This is a genomic window from uncultured Tateyamaria sp. (genome assembly GCF_947494755.1).
Classification (GTDB): domain Bacteria; phylum Pseudomonadota; class Alphaproteobacteria; order Rhodobacterales; family Rhodobacteraceae; genus Tateyamaria.
The window spans coordinates 183,414-198,139 of record NZ_CANLVZ010000004.1 but is presented as its reverse complement, the minus strand read 5'-3'; the positions used below and the strand labels follow the sequence as shown (position 1 = coordinate 198,139).

The window sequence follows — 14,726 nt, the reverse complement described above, 5'->3', positions numbered from 1 at the left end:
CCTCAGACCTGTTGCTTTAGAAATCCAAGCAGCGCATCAGTTGTTTCGCGCGGATGTGTGTCGGGAAAGAAGTGCCCACCCGGAAGCCCATGGCATTGCATGTCCGACAGCCGGTCCGCCCAGGTCGCACCCACGTCATAGGCGCGGCCCATGATGCCATCCGTCCCGAAAAGCACTAACGAAATCACATTAACAGTGCGCCACAAGTCTGTGGTATCAAGTGTGAAATCCACATCAATGGCCGCGCGGTAGTCGTGGCACATCGCGCGGATGCAGTCCGGGTCGCGCCATGCGGTGCGGTAGGCCTCTAGTGCCTGGGCATCGAACTGGTCGATGTCGCCACCCCATCCGGCAAGGCAGCTTTGGAAATAGGCGTCAGGGTCGTGCCCAATCAGGGTCTCGGGAAGGGGGCTGGGTTGGGCCAGAAAGAACCAGTGGTAATAGGCGCGCGCGACCTGTTGGCTCAAATCATCGAGCAACAGATGCGTGGGCACGATATCCATCAGCGTGAGCGTGCGCACTGCTTCGGGCGCGTCCAGCGCCAGCCGATGGGCCGTACGCGCACCCCGGTCGTGGCCAACGAGATGAAAGCTGTCATGCCCCAGATGCGCCATCAGCGCGCGCTGATCATCTGCCATGGCACGAAAACTCATATCCTGCATCTGCGCGGGTTTCGTGCTGGCCCCATAGCCGCGCAGGTCGGCGGTCACGACGGTGAATTCTTGCGCCAGCGCGGGCGCAATGGCGTGCCACATCGCGCGGGTCTGTGGAAAGCCGTGCAGCAGCAGGACGGGTGCGCCGCTGCCTTGCGCGTCATAGGCGATGTCGATGCCGCCCGGGGCGGTGAAGACCGGCACCGCTCAGCTCAGCGCATCGAGGATGCGCGCCCAGCTTCGGATACCTTTATGGAAGCTTTCGACGTCGTATTTTTCGTTGGGCGAGTGGATTTGATCATCATCCTTGCCGAAGCCCACCAGCATGGGCGTGGTGCCTAAGATGTCCTGAAAATGCCCGGCAATCGGGATTGACCCGCCGCAGCCCACATAGGCCGCCGGAATGCCCCACTCGGCGCTGAGGGCCGCGCGCGCCGCCTCGAAGGCCGGATCGGAGGTTTCGGTGACCGAGGCCCGACCGGCCCCGTGCCCCTTGAACGACACCTCGCAATCGGCGGGCAGGGCGTTTTGGACCATTTGGCGGAAACTCTCGCGGATCTTGTGCGGGTCCTGATCTCCGACAAGGCGAAAGCTGACCTTGGCATGGGCCTGAGAGGGCAGCACGGTCTTGAACCCGTCGCCCGTATAGCCGCCCCAGATGCCGTTGACGTCGGCGGTGGGGCGCGACCAGATCATCTCGATCGGGGTGCGGTCCTGTTCGCCGGCGGGGTCTGACAAACCCACATCACCGAGGAAGCTGGCGTGATCAAAGGCGAGCCCCTGCCACTGGCTGCGGATGTCGTCGGGCAGTTCAGGGACACCATCATAGAACCCCGGCACCGTGATACGCCCCTGATCGTCATGCAGGGAGGCGAGGATTTTGGTCAGCACCCGGATCGGGTTCATCGCGACCCCACCAAACATGCCCGAATGCAGGTCCTTGTTGGCGGCGGTGATCGTGATTTCTTCACCCAATAGCCCACGCAGCATTGTCACGATGGAAGGCACGCGGGATTCGAACATGCCCGTGTCGCAGATCAGGGCGAGGTCGGATTTCAACTCCTCCGCATTCTCTTTCATAAAGGGGACAAGCGAGGGCGAACCCGATTCCTCTTCGCCTTCGAAAAAGAAGGTGATGGCGCAGGGAAGGGTGCCATGTTCGGCCTTCCACGCGCGGCAGGCCTCGACGAATGTCATAAGCTGGCCCTTGTCGTCGGATGATCCGCGCCCCCGGATCACGCGGCCCTTGGGGGTGTCCTGAATTTCGGGGTCGAACGGGTCATTATCCCAGAGCTCGAGCGGATCAACCGGCTGGACGTCGTAATGGCCGTAAAACAATAGGTGCGGCCCGTCACCCGGCATATGGCCGATGACCATGGGGTGCCCGGGCGTGTCGCGCTTTTCCGCATCAATCCCCAGTGTTTTCAGATCGTTCACCAACCAGTCCGCCGCTGTCTGACAGTGCTGCGCAAAGGCCGGATCCGTGGAAATCGACGGAATGCGCAGCAGATCAAGCAGCCGCTCGGTGGCGTCGGGCAGATCGGCGTCAATGCGGGCGAGGACGGCGTCGAGGGTCATGGGGAGGCTCCGGGCAAATGAGAGGTGTCGGGACAGAGTACGCCGTGCGCCCGGGGTGTCTAGAGGCGGGATTGATCTGCATCAAGGTCACGCGGAGACGGTCCTGTCAGACGGGTGGGGAATACCGGACCTGCGACATGACGCCCTTTTGATTAGCATTGAAGGTGCATTCCGCAGTCTATATTCATTCTAAACAATCGCGTCAGGTGCGCTGTACCGCACCGGCCAAAGACCAATATGGAGCCACGCGTGGACTATACCGCCAAATTGGACACCGCCCTGCAACGCCTGCATGACGAAGGGCGCTATCGCACCTTTATCGATGTCGAGCGGCAAAAAGGTCAGTTCCCCCACGCGATGTGGACCCGCGAAGATGGAACGCAGAAACCGATCACGGTGTGGTGCGGCAACGACTATCTCGGCATGGGGCAAAATCCGGTTGTGTTGCAGGCCATGCACGACGCGATTGATGCAACAGGGGCCGGATCGGGCGGCACGCGCAACATTTCGGGCACCACCGTGTATCACAAGCGGCTTGAGGCCGAACTTGCGGATTTGCATGCCAAAGAGGCAGCGCTGCTGTTTACCAGTGCCTATATCGCCAATGATGCGACATTAAGTACGTTGCCCAAGCTGTTCCCAGGCCTCATTATTTACTCTGATGCGTTGAACCATGCCTCGATGATCGAAGGGGTGCGCCGCAATGGCGGGGCCAAGCGTGTGTTCCGCCACAATGACGTCGATCACCTGCGCGAATTGCTGGCTGCCGATGATCCGGATGCGCCCAAGCTGATCGCCTTCGAATCGATCTACTCCATGGACGGTGATTTCGGCCCCATCGCCGAGATTTGTGATCTGGCGGATGAATTTGGCGCGCTGACCTATATCGACGAGGTCCACGCGGTGGGTATGTACGGCCCGCGCGGGGCCGGTGTGGCCGAACGGGACGGGCTGATGCACCGCATCGACATCATCAACGGCACATTGGCCAAGGCTTATGGGGTGATGGGTGGCTATATCACCGCAACTGCCAAGATGTGTGATGCCATAAGGTCTTACGCGCCGGGCTTCATCTTTACAACATCCTTGCCCCCGGCCGTTGCCGCTGGTGCGGCGGCCTCGGTCGCGTTTTTGAAGACGGCAGAAAATTTGCGCGCCGATCATCAGGCGCAGGCCAAGGCACTCAAGCTGCGGCTTAAGGGGATGGGCCTGCCGATTATTGACCATGGCAGCCACATCGTTCCAGTGATGGTCGGCAATCCAGTCCACACCAAGATGTTGAGCGATATGCTGTTGGAAGATCACGGCATTTATGTCCAGCCCATCAACTTCCCCACGGTGCCGCGCGGCACTGAACGGCTGCGCTTTACGCCATCGCCTGTGCACGGTCCCGGCGAGATTGACGCGCTGGTCAACGCGATGGACAATTTGTGGTCTCATTGTGCGCTAAATCGCGCCGAGAGCGCGGGGTAACTCACTAAAATTCGCAATTGGCGTTGCGATATGTTAGCGTCTGTTCAACAACAGCGGTGAAGCGAATCAAGTGGGACTGGTTCGTGAACACGTGAAAGCAGGGGCATGGGGCATGATCGGGCGTAAATCCGACAGCAGCGATACAGCCGAGGTGGTCGAGCAAAAGGGGTTCGACGACTTCGAATTGCGTTTGGGCGACATTATGCGCGGCGAGCGGGCGACGCTCGGTAAATCCCTGTTGGATGTGCAGCGCGAATTGCGGATCAAGGCAAGCTATATTGCCGCGATCGAAGCCTGCGACCCCGATGCCTTTGATACCCCCGGCTTTATTGCAGGCTATGTGCGCTCCTACGCGCGTTACCTTAATATGGACCCCGACCGTGCTTTTGCGGGCTTCTGCCTCGAAAGCGGGTTCTCGGTCGCCCACGGCATGTCCGCCGAGGCCTCCGTCGTCAAGAAGCCGACCCGCGAGGAACGGCTTGGCCGTGGCCCCGGCACCGATATCTTTGCAGCCCCCGCGACCCCCTTCACCCCTGCGGGCGAAGCGATCTGGTCACGTATCGAACCGCGGGCCATCGGCTCGTCCTTGGTCTTGCTGGCCTTGATTGGCGGCATCGGCTTTGGCGGTTATTCGGTGCTGCAGGAAGTGCAGCGCGTGCAGGTGGCCCCGGTGGATCAGACCCCCGTGGTGCTCTCGGATCTGGACCCACTGACCGGGGCGACCCCGCTGGCCCCTGAAGGCACGGACATTGCCGCTGGTCCCAGCATTCAGACACCCCGCGCCGACGCGCTTGACCGTCTCTACCGGCCTCAGGCATTGGATGTGCCCGTGCTTGTCGCCCGCGACGGCCCGATTGCAACGCTGGATCCGCGCGATCTCGGCAACTTTGCGGCCCCTCGCGGTGACCGCGTGATTGCCGAGGGCGTCGCGCCGGCCCTGGCCGAGGCCGATACCATCATAGGCGCGCCGATCCCGCAGGTTGTCGAAGACAGCGCGCCGGCCTTGACGATGGTTGCTGTGCGTCCCTCCTGGGTGCGTGTGCGCGCCGCGGACGGCACGGTGATTTACGAGGCCACGATGCAGGCCGGCGACACGTGGGAGGCTCCCCTGACCGAAGAGGCCCCGACATTGCGCACCGGCGAAAGTGGCGCGATCTATTTTGCGATGAACGACAAGTTCTACGGCCCCGTGGGTGAGACCGGTTCGGTCACCTCCAACCTGCCGCTTGAAATCGCAGGCCTTCAGGAAACCTATCTGCCGGTGGATGTGAACACCGATCAGGGCCTTGTCCGCTACGCTGAGGCGCAGGCCGCCGCCCTGCCTGACGCGGGCGAATAAGCGTACCGCACCCCATTGCCGGGCCGGGCGCAACTGTCTATCTTGATTGACAATTGTCCCCTTTTTCAGAGGTCGCTGACATGTCGCTGAACCACATCCGTCCGTGGCGCAATATCTATCGGCGCAAAAGCCGTCAGATCATGGTGGGCAACGTGCCTGTCGGGGGCGACGCGCCGATCACGGTGCAGACCATGACCAACACACTGACGACGGATGCCCGCGCGACCATCGCGCAGGTGCAGGCCGCTGCCGAGGCGGGAGCGGATATCGTGCGGGTCTCGGTGCCGGATCAGGACTCGGGCATCGCCATGAAAGAGATCGTGCGCGAAAGTCCGGTGCCGCTCGTCGCTGACATCCATTTCCACTACAAACGCGGGATCGAGGCAGCTGAGGCGGGCGCCGCCTGCCTGCGCATCAATCCGGGCAATATCGGCGATGAAAAACGGGTGCGCGAGGTCATCAAGGCCGCGCGCGATCACAACTGTTCGATCCGCATCGGGGTGAATGCAGGCAGCCTCGAAAAACACCTGCTCGACAAATATGGCGAACCAACGCCCGATGCGATGGTCGAGTCCGGTCTCGATCACATCAAGATCCTGCAGGATAACGACTTTCACGAGTTCAAGATCAGCTGCAAGGCCTCCGACGTCTTCATGGCTGCTGCCGCCTATCAGCAATTGGCCGAAGCCACGGATGCGCCCATTCACCTCGGCATCACCGAAGCCGGCGGTCTGACCTCGGGCACCATTAAATCCGCCATCGGGCTTGGCCAACTGCTCTGGATGGGGATCGGTGACACGATCCGCGTCAGCCTCTCCGCCGATCCGGTCGAAGAGGTGAAGGTGGGCTATGAAATCCTCAAATCCCTAGGGCTGCGCCACCGCGGTGTGAACATTATCTCGTGCCCCTCCTGCGCGCGGCAGGGGTTCGACGTGATCAAGACGGTCGAGAGACTCGAAGAACGGCTCGCCCACATCAAGACCCCGATGAGCCTCAGCATCATCGGCTGCGTGGTCAACGGCCCCGGCGAGGCGTTGATGACGGATGTGGGTTTCACCGGCGGGGGTGCCGGGCACGGCATGGTGTATCTGGCGGGTAAGCAAAGCCACAAACAGGACAATGCCAGCATGGTCGATCACATCGTCGAACAGGTGGAAAAGAAAGCGGCTGAACTTGACGCGGTTGCCAAAGCAGAACCACACGCCGCTGAATAGTCGCGATCCCTCTTCATTTCGCCAAATAAACCGCGGGGGTCCGGGGGCTGGCCCCCGGTCGGTCGCCGCAGCGCCAGCGCGGCGACCCTAAGTCACGACGCTCTCACCGGCGCTTTTCATCCACCAGCGCCATCATCTCGTCGTAAGGCAAAAATCCCCGCAACAGCTCGTCCTGCAAAACGAATGTGGGCGTGCCGGTGATCTGCAAGCGCTGCGCCAGCGCGTGGGTTTGGGCGATCTCTTCGGTCACCTCATCACTGTCCATCCGCGCCTCGATCGCATCGGCATCCAGACCAAAGGTCGAGGCCATCCGGCGCAAGCTGCGCAGGGTGACGTCGCCGGTCATCGTCATCAGCGCGTCCGTCAACCCTTTGTAGGCTTCGTCACCCGCAACCTGCTTGGTCGCCACCGCAAAACGGGACGCCAGCAGAGATTGCTCTCCCAGAATCGGGAATTCCTTGACGATCAGACGGATATTGCCGTCGGTTTCCAGCATCTTGGCTACTTCGGTGTGGGCGCGTTTGCAAAATCCACAGCGGTAATCGAGGAACTCGACCATCGTGATGTCCCCATCCGGGTTACCGCCCACATAGCTGTAGCCGTCGTTGAAAAGGGCCTCGGTATTGTTCGCCACAAGGTTCAGATCGGCTTGGGCCTGCTCGGCTTGCTGACGCTCTTCCAGAACGGCGACGGCCTCCATGATGATCTGCGGATTCTCCAGCAGATAGGCGCGGATTTCCTCGCGAAAGTTGGCGCGCTCCTCTTCGGTCATGTTGCTCAGATCAAGGGCGGCGGCGGGCAGGGCGAGCGCCGCGACGAGGGCAGCAGGGGCAAACATACGAAACATGGGGGTTATCTCCGTTTCTTTTTGGCAGCGCGGTCCGAGGCAAGGAGCACATCATGCGCCCGTTGCCAAGGGCCAGATCCTTCCGGCAGCAGGCCGGTGGCGCGTTTGGCGTGAATGCCTGCGTCCTCAAGACGGCCGCGCAAGGCATAGCGTTCGGCGGTAATCAGCGAGGCCATGCCACGCTGACCGGTTTTGGCATAGGCGACGGAAAGGTCGCGCAACATGGACCCGTCGCGAAAATCAATCGTACGCGCCCGTTCGAGCGCGCCAAGCGCGGCGGTGGTGTTGCCGCTGGCCAACAGGGCACGCCCGTGGCTGGCCTGCAACAGCCCGTCGCGCGGACGCAATTGCACAGCGCGGCCCGTGATGTTGGCCGCGGCGGCAAACTGGCGGGTTTCCATCAGTATCTGCCCTTTGAGATCATAGAGAAACGGATCCTGCGGGCGCAGGGCAATGGCCTTGTCAATGGCACCGAGGGCCTGTTTGGTCTGCGAATTTCCATGCCGGGCCACCGCTTCGCGCATCAGTGCCACGTCGCGATACCCGGTCTCGCCCAACCGGTTCAGTGTCCAGCTTGGCTTGCGCTGATAGGCGGTCAACTTGCCCTTGGCGCGGGCAAACCAGTAATCGGAGGTCGAGGTGTCGCCGCTGCTTTCACCATAGGCGGCAGCGAACCCTTCGATGGCGCGCAAGCGGTCCCGGCTCAGCGGGTGCGAGCGCACGTAGGGGGCCTGACGGCTTTCTGACAGGGCCTCTTGCCCCCGGAACAGGCGGAACACATCAAGCATCCCCGACAAAGGCACCCCGGCGCTGCGCAAATAACGCGCACCAGATTGGTCGGCCGCACTTTCTTCGGCGCGGGTGTGGCGCAGAAAGGCGCGTTGCGCCGCACTTTGTGATCCAAGCGCCAGCACCGTTGCCCCTTCGCCCGCACCGGCAGCGGCGGCAATGACCGCCAGCGCCGTACCAAGCCCGGCCACTGTGCGCGCATTCCCGATATTGGTCAGCCGCCGCGTGATATGCCCGTTGGCGATATGCGCGGCCTCATGGGCGATCACCGCTTGCAGCATCGCCGCGTTCGTCATCCGCCCGATCAGACCGGAATGGATATAAATCGCATCGTTGCTCACCACAAAGGCGTTGAGCGATCCGTCATCCACCACCAGAATCTTGGTGCGCGCCGCACTCAGCCCCGCCGCCTTGAGCACGGGCGTGGCCACCTGCGCCAACGCATATTCCAGGTCCGCATCCCGCAACAATGTCACCGCCCGCGCAGGCAGCGCCAGCGCAAAGATCAGCATCAGGATTGACGCGATGCGCGTCGCAGTATGAAAGGTCATGAACCCGATCATAGGAGAGCCCATGCGAACCTCAAGACGCAGCGACGTCGATCCTTTTATTGTGATGGACGTGATGGAGGCCGCGCGCGCCGCCGAGGCGGGGGGACGCCACATTATCCACATGGAAGTCGGCCAGCCCGGAACCGGCGCACCCCAGGTGGCGATCCGCGCACTTGAAAGGGCGATGGAGGCAGGTCCCTTGGGCTATACCGTCGCCCTCGGGCTGCCCGAGTTGCGCGCTCGCATCGCGCGTCTTTATGGCGAGTGGTACGGTGTCGATCTCAATCCTGACCGGGTGATCATCACGCCGGGTGCCTCGGGTGGGTTCATTCTGGCGTTCAACGCCTTGTTTGACAGTGGCGACCGGGTCGGTATCGGCGCGCCGGGCTATCCCAGCTATCGCCAGATTCTAAAGGGGTTGGGCTTCACCCCCGTTGATCTGCCAACCGCGCCCGAAAACCGGTTTCAGCCCGTCCCAAGTGACGTTGCCGGCCTGGATCTCGCCGGACTGCTTGTCGCATCCCCCGCCAACCCCACTGGCACGATGCTGGATCGCCCCGCCATGTCCGACCTGATCACCGCGACGCAGGACCTCGGTGCCAGCTTCATCAGTGACGAAATCTACCACGGCATCGAGTATGAGGCCAAAGCCGTCAGCGCGCTGGAAATCAGCGACGATGTTTATGTGATCAACTCGTTTTCCAAGTATTTTTCCATGACCGGCTGGCGGGTGGGCTGGATGGTTGTGCCCGAAGACCACGTGCGCGTGGTCGAACGCATTGCCCAGAACATGTTCATCTGCGCGCCCCATGCCAGCCAGGTCGCCGCTTTGGCCGCGATGGATGCGACGCCTGAGTTGGAGGCCAACATGGACGTCTACCGCGCCAACCGCACCCTGATGCTTGAGGGGCTGGCCGCGGCCGGATTCACCGATATCGCACCGCCCGACGGGGCGTTCTATGTCTATGCCGATGTGTCGGCCTTCACCGATGATGCCCGCGCCTTCGCCGCCGAAATTCTGGATCAGGCCGGGGTGGCCGTCACGCCCGGCCTTGATTTCGATCCCGTGCGCGGCCACCGCACCTTGCGCTTTTCCTATGCGCGCAGCACGCGCGACATTGCCGACGGGCTGGAGCGTCTGACCAAATTCATGGCGGCGCGACGATAGGGGGATTCCCGAGCGCGCCCGCTTGGGCTAGGGTCGCGAAAAAAGGGCAGGGTGATGCGGGCGATCCTCTTTGGCATATTGATGTGGGCGGTGGGGCTTTGCGCGGCCACGGCTCAAGACCTGTCGGGGCTGGCCCGTGTGGAGAGCGCGCAAAGCGGCATTGAGGACGGCTGGTTCGACACCACGACCCTGACCCTGTCGCTGAGCCAGGGCGTGCCCTTCCGCGTGTTTGTGCTGGATGAGCCCGCGCGCCTTGTCGTGGATTTCCGCGAGGTCGATTTTCAGGGGTTGCGGGCCGACGCCCTTCTGGGCGGAACCGAGCGGGTGGATGACATCCGCTTTGGCACGTTCAAGCCGGGCTGGTCGCGGCTGGTGGCTGACCTGTCCGCCCCCATGGTGCCGCGCGAGATCGAAATGCCGGTGGACACGGCATCGGGCCGGGCGACCCTGCGGATCGAGATGACAGAGGCCGATGCCGAGGCTTTTGCCGCCGCCACCACGCGCGCGATTGATCCAGATTGGGGGATACAGGCGGCCGCGCCGCCGCAGGTCGCCGAGGACAGCTTTGTGCTGGTGATTGATCCGGGCCATGGCGGGGTTGATCCCGGTGCCGTGCGCGACACCACCACTGAAAAGGACCTGATGCTGGGGATCGGGCTGGCCTTGCGCGATGTGCTGCGCCGATCGGGCGATATCGAGGTGGTGATGACGCGCGATACCGACGTGTTCGTGTCGCTGCCGGGGCGGGTTGCGCTGGCCCATCAGGTGGGTGCAGATGCGTTTTTGTCGCTTCATGCGGATGCGCTTAGCCAAGGGCGCGCGCGGGGGGCCACAGTTTATACACTGTCGGATCAGGCGAGCGATGAAGCTTCGGCCCAACTTGCTGCCCAACATGATCGGGCTGACATTCTGGCGGGGGTAGACCTGTCCGGCACGGATGATGAGGTGGCCACGGTTCTAATGGATCTGGCGCGCACCGAAACCATGCCGCGCACCGACACGCTCGCCACCGCCTTGATCGAGGCGATGGACACGGCGGGTGGGCCGATGAATCGGCGCCCGCGTCGTGAGGCGGGGTTTTCCGTCCTCAAAAGCGCCGACATCCCGTCGGTTCTGGTCGAGGTGGGGTTCCTGTCGGACGAACGTGATCTGGCCAACCTGCGCGACCCGGTCTGGCGCGCGGTCATGGTCGAGGCGCTTGCGGCAGGTATCCTGCAATGGCGGGACGATGATCTGGCGCTGCAACCGCTGATCCGTCAGTAAGGCCAAGGCGATCACGTCAGCGACATAGCGCCCGAGTTGTGTTTTGACCCTCCCTGCGAGGTGGCGTATACCAAAGCCTCAAAGCAACCTTTGGCAATCAGGTGCGGGCGGTCATGTTTCGGTTCATTCTTTCCTTCTTTGGTGGGATATTCACAACGATTACGATGGGCATCGCGATGGTTGCGCTGTCTGTTGGTGCGATCTTCTGGATGTATGGGCGTGACCTGCCCAGCCACGAGTCGCTGGCGCAGTATCAACCCGCTACCATCAGCCGCATCTATTCCGGCGAAGGGCAGATCATCGACGAGTTCGCGCAGGAACGCCGGCTGTTTGCGCCCGCCGACACGATCCCGCCACTGGTCAAACAGGCGTTCATCAGCGCCGAGGACAAGAATTTCTACACCCATGACGGCTATGATCTGCGCGGCATTGGCTCGGCCGCCTATGACGCCATCCGCTCGCGCGGGCGCGACGTGCGCGGGGCTTCGACCATCACGCAGCAGGTGATGAAGAACTTCTTGCTGTCGGGCGACCGCCAGGCCGAACGCAAGATCAAGGAAATCATCCTCGCCGCCCGCGTCGAGGAGGCGATGAGCAAGGAAAAGATCCTCGAACTATACCTCAACGAGATCTTTCTGGGTCAGAACTCCTATGGCGTGGCCGCGGCAAGCCAGACCTATTTCAACAAGACGCTGAGCGAACTCAAACCACACGAGGCCGCCTTTCTTGCGTCCCTGCCCAAGGCGCCCTCCGACTACCATCCGGTGCGCCGCAAGGAACGCCTGCTGGCGCGCCGCAACTTCGTGCTCAAGGAAATGATGGAAAATGGGTATCTCGACGAGGCGGAATACGGCTCAGAGGTGCAGATGCCGCTGCGTTCGGTCCAGAATGGCGATTTCGAGAGCTTCAAGGGCGAGTTGCCGCCGCGCGACTACTTCACCGACGAAATCCGCCGCCAGTTGAGCGAAGATTTCGGCGAAGGCGAGTTCTTTACCGGCGGCTACACCGTGCGCGCCACGATCGACGCCGAAATGCAGCCCGTCGCGGCGCGTGCCATGCGCACGCAGCTGGAACTGTTTGATCGCGGGCGCGGGGTCTGGCGCGGCACAGGGCGCAAGATCGAAGCGGAGCAGCTCGAGGACTGGGCCGAGGTGCTCGCCAATCTGCCGGTTGCGCGTGACGTCGATCTGAACGGCGTCTGGCGCCCCGCCGTGGTGCTTGAAATCGGCGATCAGGAAATGCGTGTGGGCATCGAAGGGTGGACGGAAGACGAACCCGCCGCCGTGGTCCCGCGTGAGGATATCGACTGGATCAAGGGCAGCTTTGTCGACAATTTCGAAGTAGGCGATATCGTCCACGTGCGCGCCATGACGGCGGATGCGGATGGATCGTTCATTCGCTGGACGCTGCGCCAGGTGCCTGCGGTGCAGGGCGGTTTTGTTGCAATGGATGTCGACACGGGTCGGGTGATCGCGATGCAGGGGGGCTTTAGCTACCAGCATTCGGTCTTCAACCGCGCCACGCAGGCCAAACGGCAGCCGGGATCGTCCTTCAAGCCGTTCGTCTATGCCGCCGCGCTTGACAGCGGATACACGCCCGCCACGATCGTGGTCGATGCCCCGATCGAGATCAACACGCCCCAGGGCCTCTGGCGGCCGCGCAACTCGTCCAACAAGTTTTACGGCCCCACACCGCTGCGCACCGGGATCGAACGGTCGCGGAACCTCATGACCATCCGTCTCGCTGAAGAAGTGGGGATGGAAGTCGTGGCGGATTACGCCGAACGCTTTGGGGTCTATGAGCGGATGAGCCCGTTCCTTGCCAACTCTTTGGGCGCGGAAGAGACGACGCTTTATCAGATGGTGTCGGCCTACGCGATGTTCGCAAATGGCGGCGAACGGGTGCAGCCGACGCTTGTGGACCGGGTGCAGGACCGCTTTGGGCGCACTGTCTACCGCCATGACGAACGCAAATGCGAGGACTGTCTGCAATTGGCGAGCCTTGATGCAGGCTTTGGCCCGCGCATCGTATCCAACCGTCAGCAGATCATGGACCCGATCACCGCCTATCAGCTCACCTCGATGATGCAGGGCGTGGTGGAACGCGGCACGGCGGCGCGCACGGTGAACCTGCCGGTGCCCATCGCGGGCAAGACGGGGACCACCAACGATTCCAAGGACGTGTGGTTCATCGGATTTTCGAACAACATCGTGGCCGGGTGCTATATCGGCTATGACCAGCCCCGCTCCATGGGGCGCGGCGCGTCGGGGGGCGGCATGTGCGGACCGGTCTTCCAGACGTTCATGCAGGAAGCCATCAAGAAATTCGGCGGCGGCGAATTCGAAGTGCCCGAGGGCGGCTATTTCATCAACATCGACCGCTTCACCGGTGCCCGGCTGAGCGATTCCGCCTCGGGCCCCAATGTCGTGGCCGAGTATTTTCGCGACGGCGAAGAGCCCACGTTCGGCGTGATGTTCGACGGTGGCTTTGCCATGGGCGCGGACTTGCCACTGTTCGAAGAAGCAGGCGGCGGCGGGCGTCAGGTCACCACCTCGACCGGTAAGAAGGCGGTTGTGGGACCCAAGGCGAACTTCGGCACGCTCAGTTCGGGCGGATTGTACTAACGCAGACGCAGTGATTGATCCTGTGGGCGCTTGTGGCGTCCGGGGCCATGGGCTATCTCGTGGCGGGAGAAAAGGGACCAACACTCATGCGCGCCGAAATCCAGAACCTTGTGGACGACATCGAAAAATCGGTGGCCTTGTTGGCGCAGCGTCTTGATGCCGAAACAGCCCCGCACCGGCTGGAAGAATTCAATGCCCGCGTCGAGGATCCGAACCTGTGGGATGACCCGGACGCCGCCCAAAAGCTGATGCGCGACCGGCAGATGCTGGTCGATGCCATGGCAACCCATGACCAGATCAAACAGGACCTTGCCGACAATATCGAGCTGATCGAATTGGGCGAGATGGAAGAGGACGCCGAGGTTGTCTCCGATGCCGAAGCGGCTTTGAAGGCGCTGGCCGAAACCGCGGCCCAAAAAGAGTTGGAGGCGCTGCTCGACGGTGAGGCGGACGGCAATGACACATTCCTCGAAATCAACTCGGGCGCGGGGGGCACCGAGTCCTGCGATTGGGCCTCGATGCTGGCCCGCATGTATGTCCGGTGGGCGGAAAAGAAGGGCTACAAGGTTGAATTGCAGTCCGAAAGCGCGGGTGAAGAGGCGGGGATCAAATCCGCCACCTACAAGATCAGCGGCACCAACGCCTATGGCTGGCTGAAATCCGAAAGCGGCGTGCACCGTCTGGTGCGCATCAGCCCCTTTGACAGCGCGGCCAAGCGGCACACCTCCTTCACATCCGTTGGCGTTTATCCGGTGGTTGATGACAACATCGAAATCGAAGTGAACCCGGCCGATATCCGCATCGATACGTACCGATCATCCGGGGCTGGCGGGCAGCACGTGAACACGACGGACTCCGCTGTGCGCATCACCCACGCGCCCACGGGCATCGTGGTGACCAGTTCCGAAAAGTCCCAGCACCAGAACCGCGATATCGCGATGAAGGCGTTGAAATCGCGCCTTTATCAGATGGAGCTTGATCGCCGCAACGCCGCCGTGAACGAGATGCACGAGAACAAGGGCGATGCCGGATGGGGCAACCAGATCCGGTCCTATGTCCTGCAGCCCTACCAGATGGTCAAAGACCTGCGAACCAATTACGAAACCTCCGACACCAAGGGCGTGCTCGATGGTGATCTGGACGGGTTGATGGCGGCCACTTTGGCGCTGGCCGTGTCGGGCAAGTCGCGCGCCGAGGCGCAGGGCGACTAGGCGGCAGCCTTGAAAT

The 14,726-nt window shown here is 62.2% G+C and carries 11 protein-coding genes; 7 read left to right on the top strand and 4 right to left on the bottom strand.

Going from position 1 to position 14,726, the window contains the following annotated elements:
• Nucleotides 1-2: 2 nt before the first annotated feature.
• Together Q0908_RS06905 and Q0908_RS06900 are read right to left on the bottom strand one after the other, a co-directional pair.
• On the bottom strand, nt 3-857 hold the full coding sequence (locus Q0908_RS06905; protein WP_299282185.1) for an alpha/beta hydrolase: 855 nt from the start codon (nt 855-857) through the stop codon (nt 3-5).
• A 3-nt stretch (nt 858-860) separates the two neighbouring features.
• A complete protein-coding gene (locus Q0908_RS06900; protein WP_299282183.1) occupies nt 861-2,231 on the bottom strand; it encodes a M20/M25/M40 family metallo-hydrolase in 1,371 nt (456 codons plus the stop codon).
• A 249-nt stretch (nt 2,232-2,480) separates the two neighbouring features.
• On the opposite strand from Q0908_RS06900, the gene hemA reads away from it, so the two are divergent.
• The 3 genes from hemA to ispG all read left to right on the top strand — a co-directional run bounded on the left by hemA (nt 2,481) and on the right by ispG (nt 6,257).
• Entirely contained in the window at nt 2,481-3,704 is a 1,224-nt protein-coding gene (hemA, locus tag Q0908_RS06895) for a 5-aminolevulinate synthase (protein WP_299282181.1), read from the top strand.
• A 112-nt stretch (nt 3,705-3,816) separates the two neighbouring features.
• The gene (locus Q0908_RS06890; protein WP_299282178.1) at nt 3,817-5,043 is read left to right on the top strand and encodes a helix-turn-helix domain-containing protein; all 1,227 of its coding nucleotides are present in this window, start codon (nt 3,817-3,819) and stop codon (nt 5,041-5,043) included.
• Between the two features lie 80 nt (nt 5,044-5,123).
• A complete protein-coding gene (ispG, locus tag Q0908_RS06885) occupies nt 5,124-6,257 on the top strand; it encodes a flavodoxin-dependent (E)-4-hydroxy-3-methylbut-2-enyl-diphosphate synthase (RefSeq protein ID WP_299282176.1) in 1,134 nt (377 codons plus the stop codon).
• A 103-nt stretch (nt 6,258-6,360) separates the two neighbouring features.
• On the opposite strand, the gene Q0908_RS06880 is transcribed toward ispG, so the two are convergent.
• Together Q0908_RS06880 and Q0908_RS06875 are read right to left on the bottom strand one after the other, a co-directional pair.
• Nucleotides 6,361-7,104: a DsbA family protein gene (locus Q0908_RS06880; protein ID WP_299282174.1), complete on the bottom strand. Its 744-nt coding sequence runs from the start codon at nt 7,102-7,104 to the stop codon at nt 6,361-6,363.
• 5 nt (nt 7,105-7,109) lie between these two features.
• On the bottom strand, nt 7,110-8,444 hold the full coding sequence (locus Q0908_RS06875; protein ID WP_299282172.1) for a M48 family metalloprotease: 1,335 nt from the start codon (nt 8,442-8,444) through the stop codon (nt 7,110-7,112).
• A gap of 22 nt (nt 8,445-8,466) precedes the next feature.
• On the opposite strand from Q0908_RS06875, the gene Q0908_RS06870 reads away from it, so the two are divergent.
• The 4 genes from Q0908_RS06870 (at nt 8,467) to prfB (ending at nt 14,710) form a co-directional block, all read left to right on the top strand.
• Nucleotides 8,467-9,612, top strand: a complete 1,146-nt coding sequence (locus Q0908_RS06870; RefSeq protein WP_299282169.1) for an aminotransferase class I/II-fold pyridoxal phosphate-dependent enzyme — start codon at nt 8,467-8,469, stop codon at nt 9,610-9,612.
• Nucleotides 9,613-9,666: 54 nt separating this feature from the next.
• Nucleotides 9,667-10,875: an N-acetylmuramoyl-L-alanine amidase gene (locus tag Q0908_RS06865; RefSeq protein WP_299282167.1), complete on the top strand. Its 1,209-nt coding sequence runs from the start codon at nt 9,667-9,669 to the stop codon at nt 10,873-10,875.
• 113 nt (nt 10,876-10,988) lie between these two features.
• Nucleotides 10,989-13,499, top strand: coding sequence for a penicillin-binding protein 1A (locus Q0908_RS06860; protein ID WP_299282165.1), 2,511 nt, complete (start codon nt 10,989-10,991; stop codon nt 13,497-13,499).
• 86 nt (nt 13,500-13,585) lie between these two features.
• Complete coding sequence (gene prfB / locus Q0908_RS06855) at nt 13,586-14,710, top strand: peptide chain release factor 2 (protein WP_299282372.1); 1,125 nt, start codon at nt 13,586-13,588, stop codon at nt 14,708-14,710.
• Nucleotides 14,711-14,726 lie beyond the last annotated feature (16 nt).

What these genes read in the sequence shown, in the direction of transcription:
- Q0908_RS06900 (WP_299282183.1), bottom strand. Translation starts at nt 2,231, where the DNA reads ATGACCCTCGACGCCGTCCTCGCCCGCATTGACGCCGATCTGCCCGAC.
- Q0908_RS06890 (WP_299282178.1), top strand. Translation starts at nt 3,817, where the DNA reads ATGATCGGGCGTAAATCCGACAGCAGCGATACAGCCGAGGTGGTCGAG.
- Q0908_RS06860 (WP_299282165.1), top strand. Translation starts at nt 10,989, where the DNA reads ATGTTTCGGTTCATTCTTTCCTTCTTTGGTGGGATATTCACAACGATT.
- Q0908_RS06880 (WP_299282174.1), bottom strand. Translation starts at nt 7,104, where the DNA reads ATGTTTCGTATGTTTGCCCCTGCTGCCCTCGTCGCGGCGCTCGCCCTG.
- prfB (WP_299282372.1), top strand. Translation starts at nt 13,586, where the DNA reads ATGCGCGCCGAAATCCAGAACCTTGTGGACGACATCGAAAAATCGGTG.
- ispG (WP_299282176.1), top strand. Translation starts at nt 5,124, where the DNA reads ATGTCGCTGAACCACATCCGTCCGTGGCGCAATATCTATCGGCGCAAA.
- Q0908_RS06870 (WP_299282169.1), top strand. Translation starts at nt 8,467, where the DNA reads ATGCGAACCTCAAGACGCAGCGACGTCGATCCTTTTATTGTGATGGAC.
- Q0908_RS06865 (WP_299282167.1), top strand. Translation starts at nt 9,667, where the DNA reads ATGCGGGCGATCCTCTTTGGCATATTGATGTGGGCGGTGGGGCTTTGC.
- Q0908_RS06875 (WP_299282172.1), bottom strand. Translation starts at nt 8,444, where the DNA reads ATGACCTTTCATACTGCGACGCGCATCGCGTCAATCCTGATGCTGATC.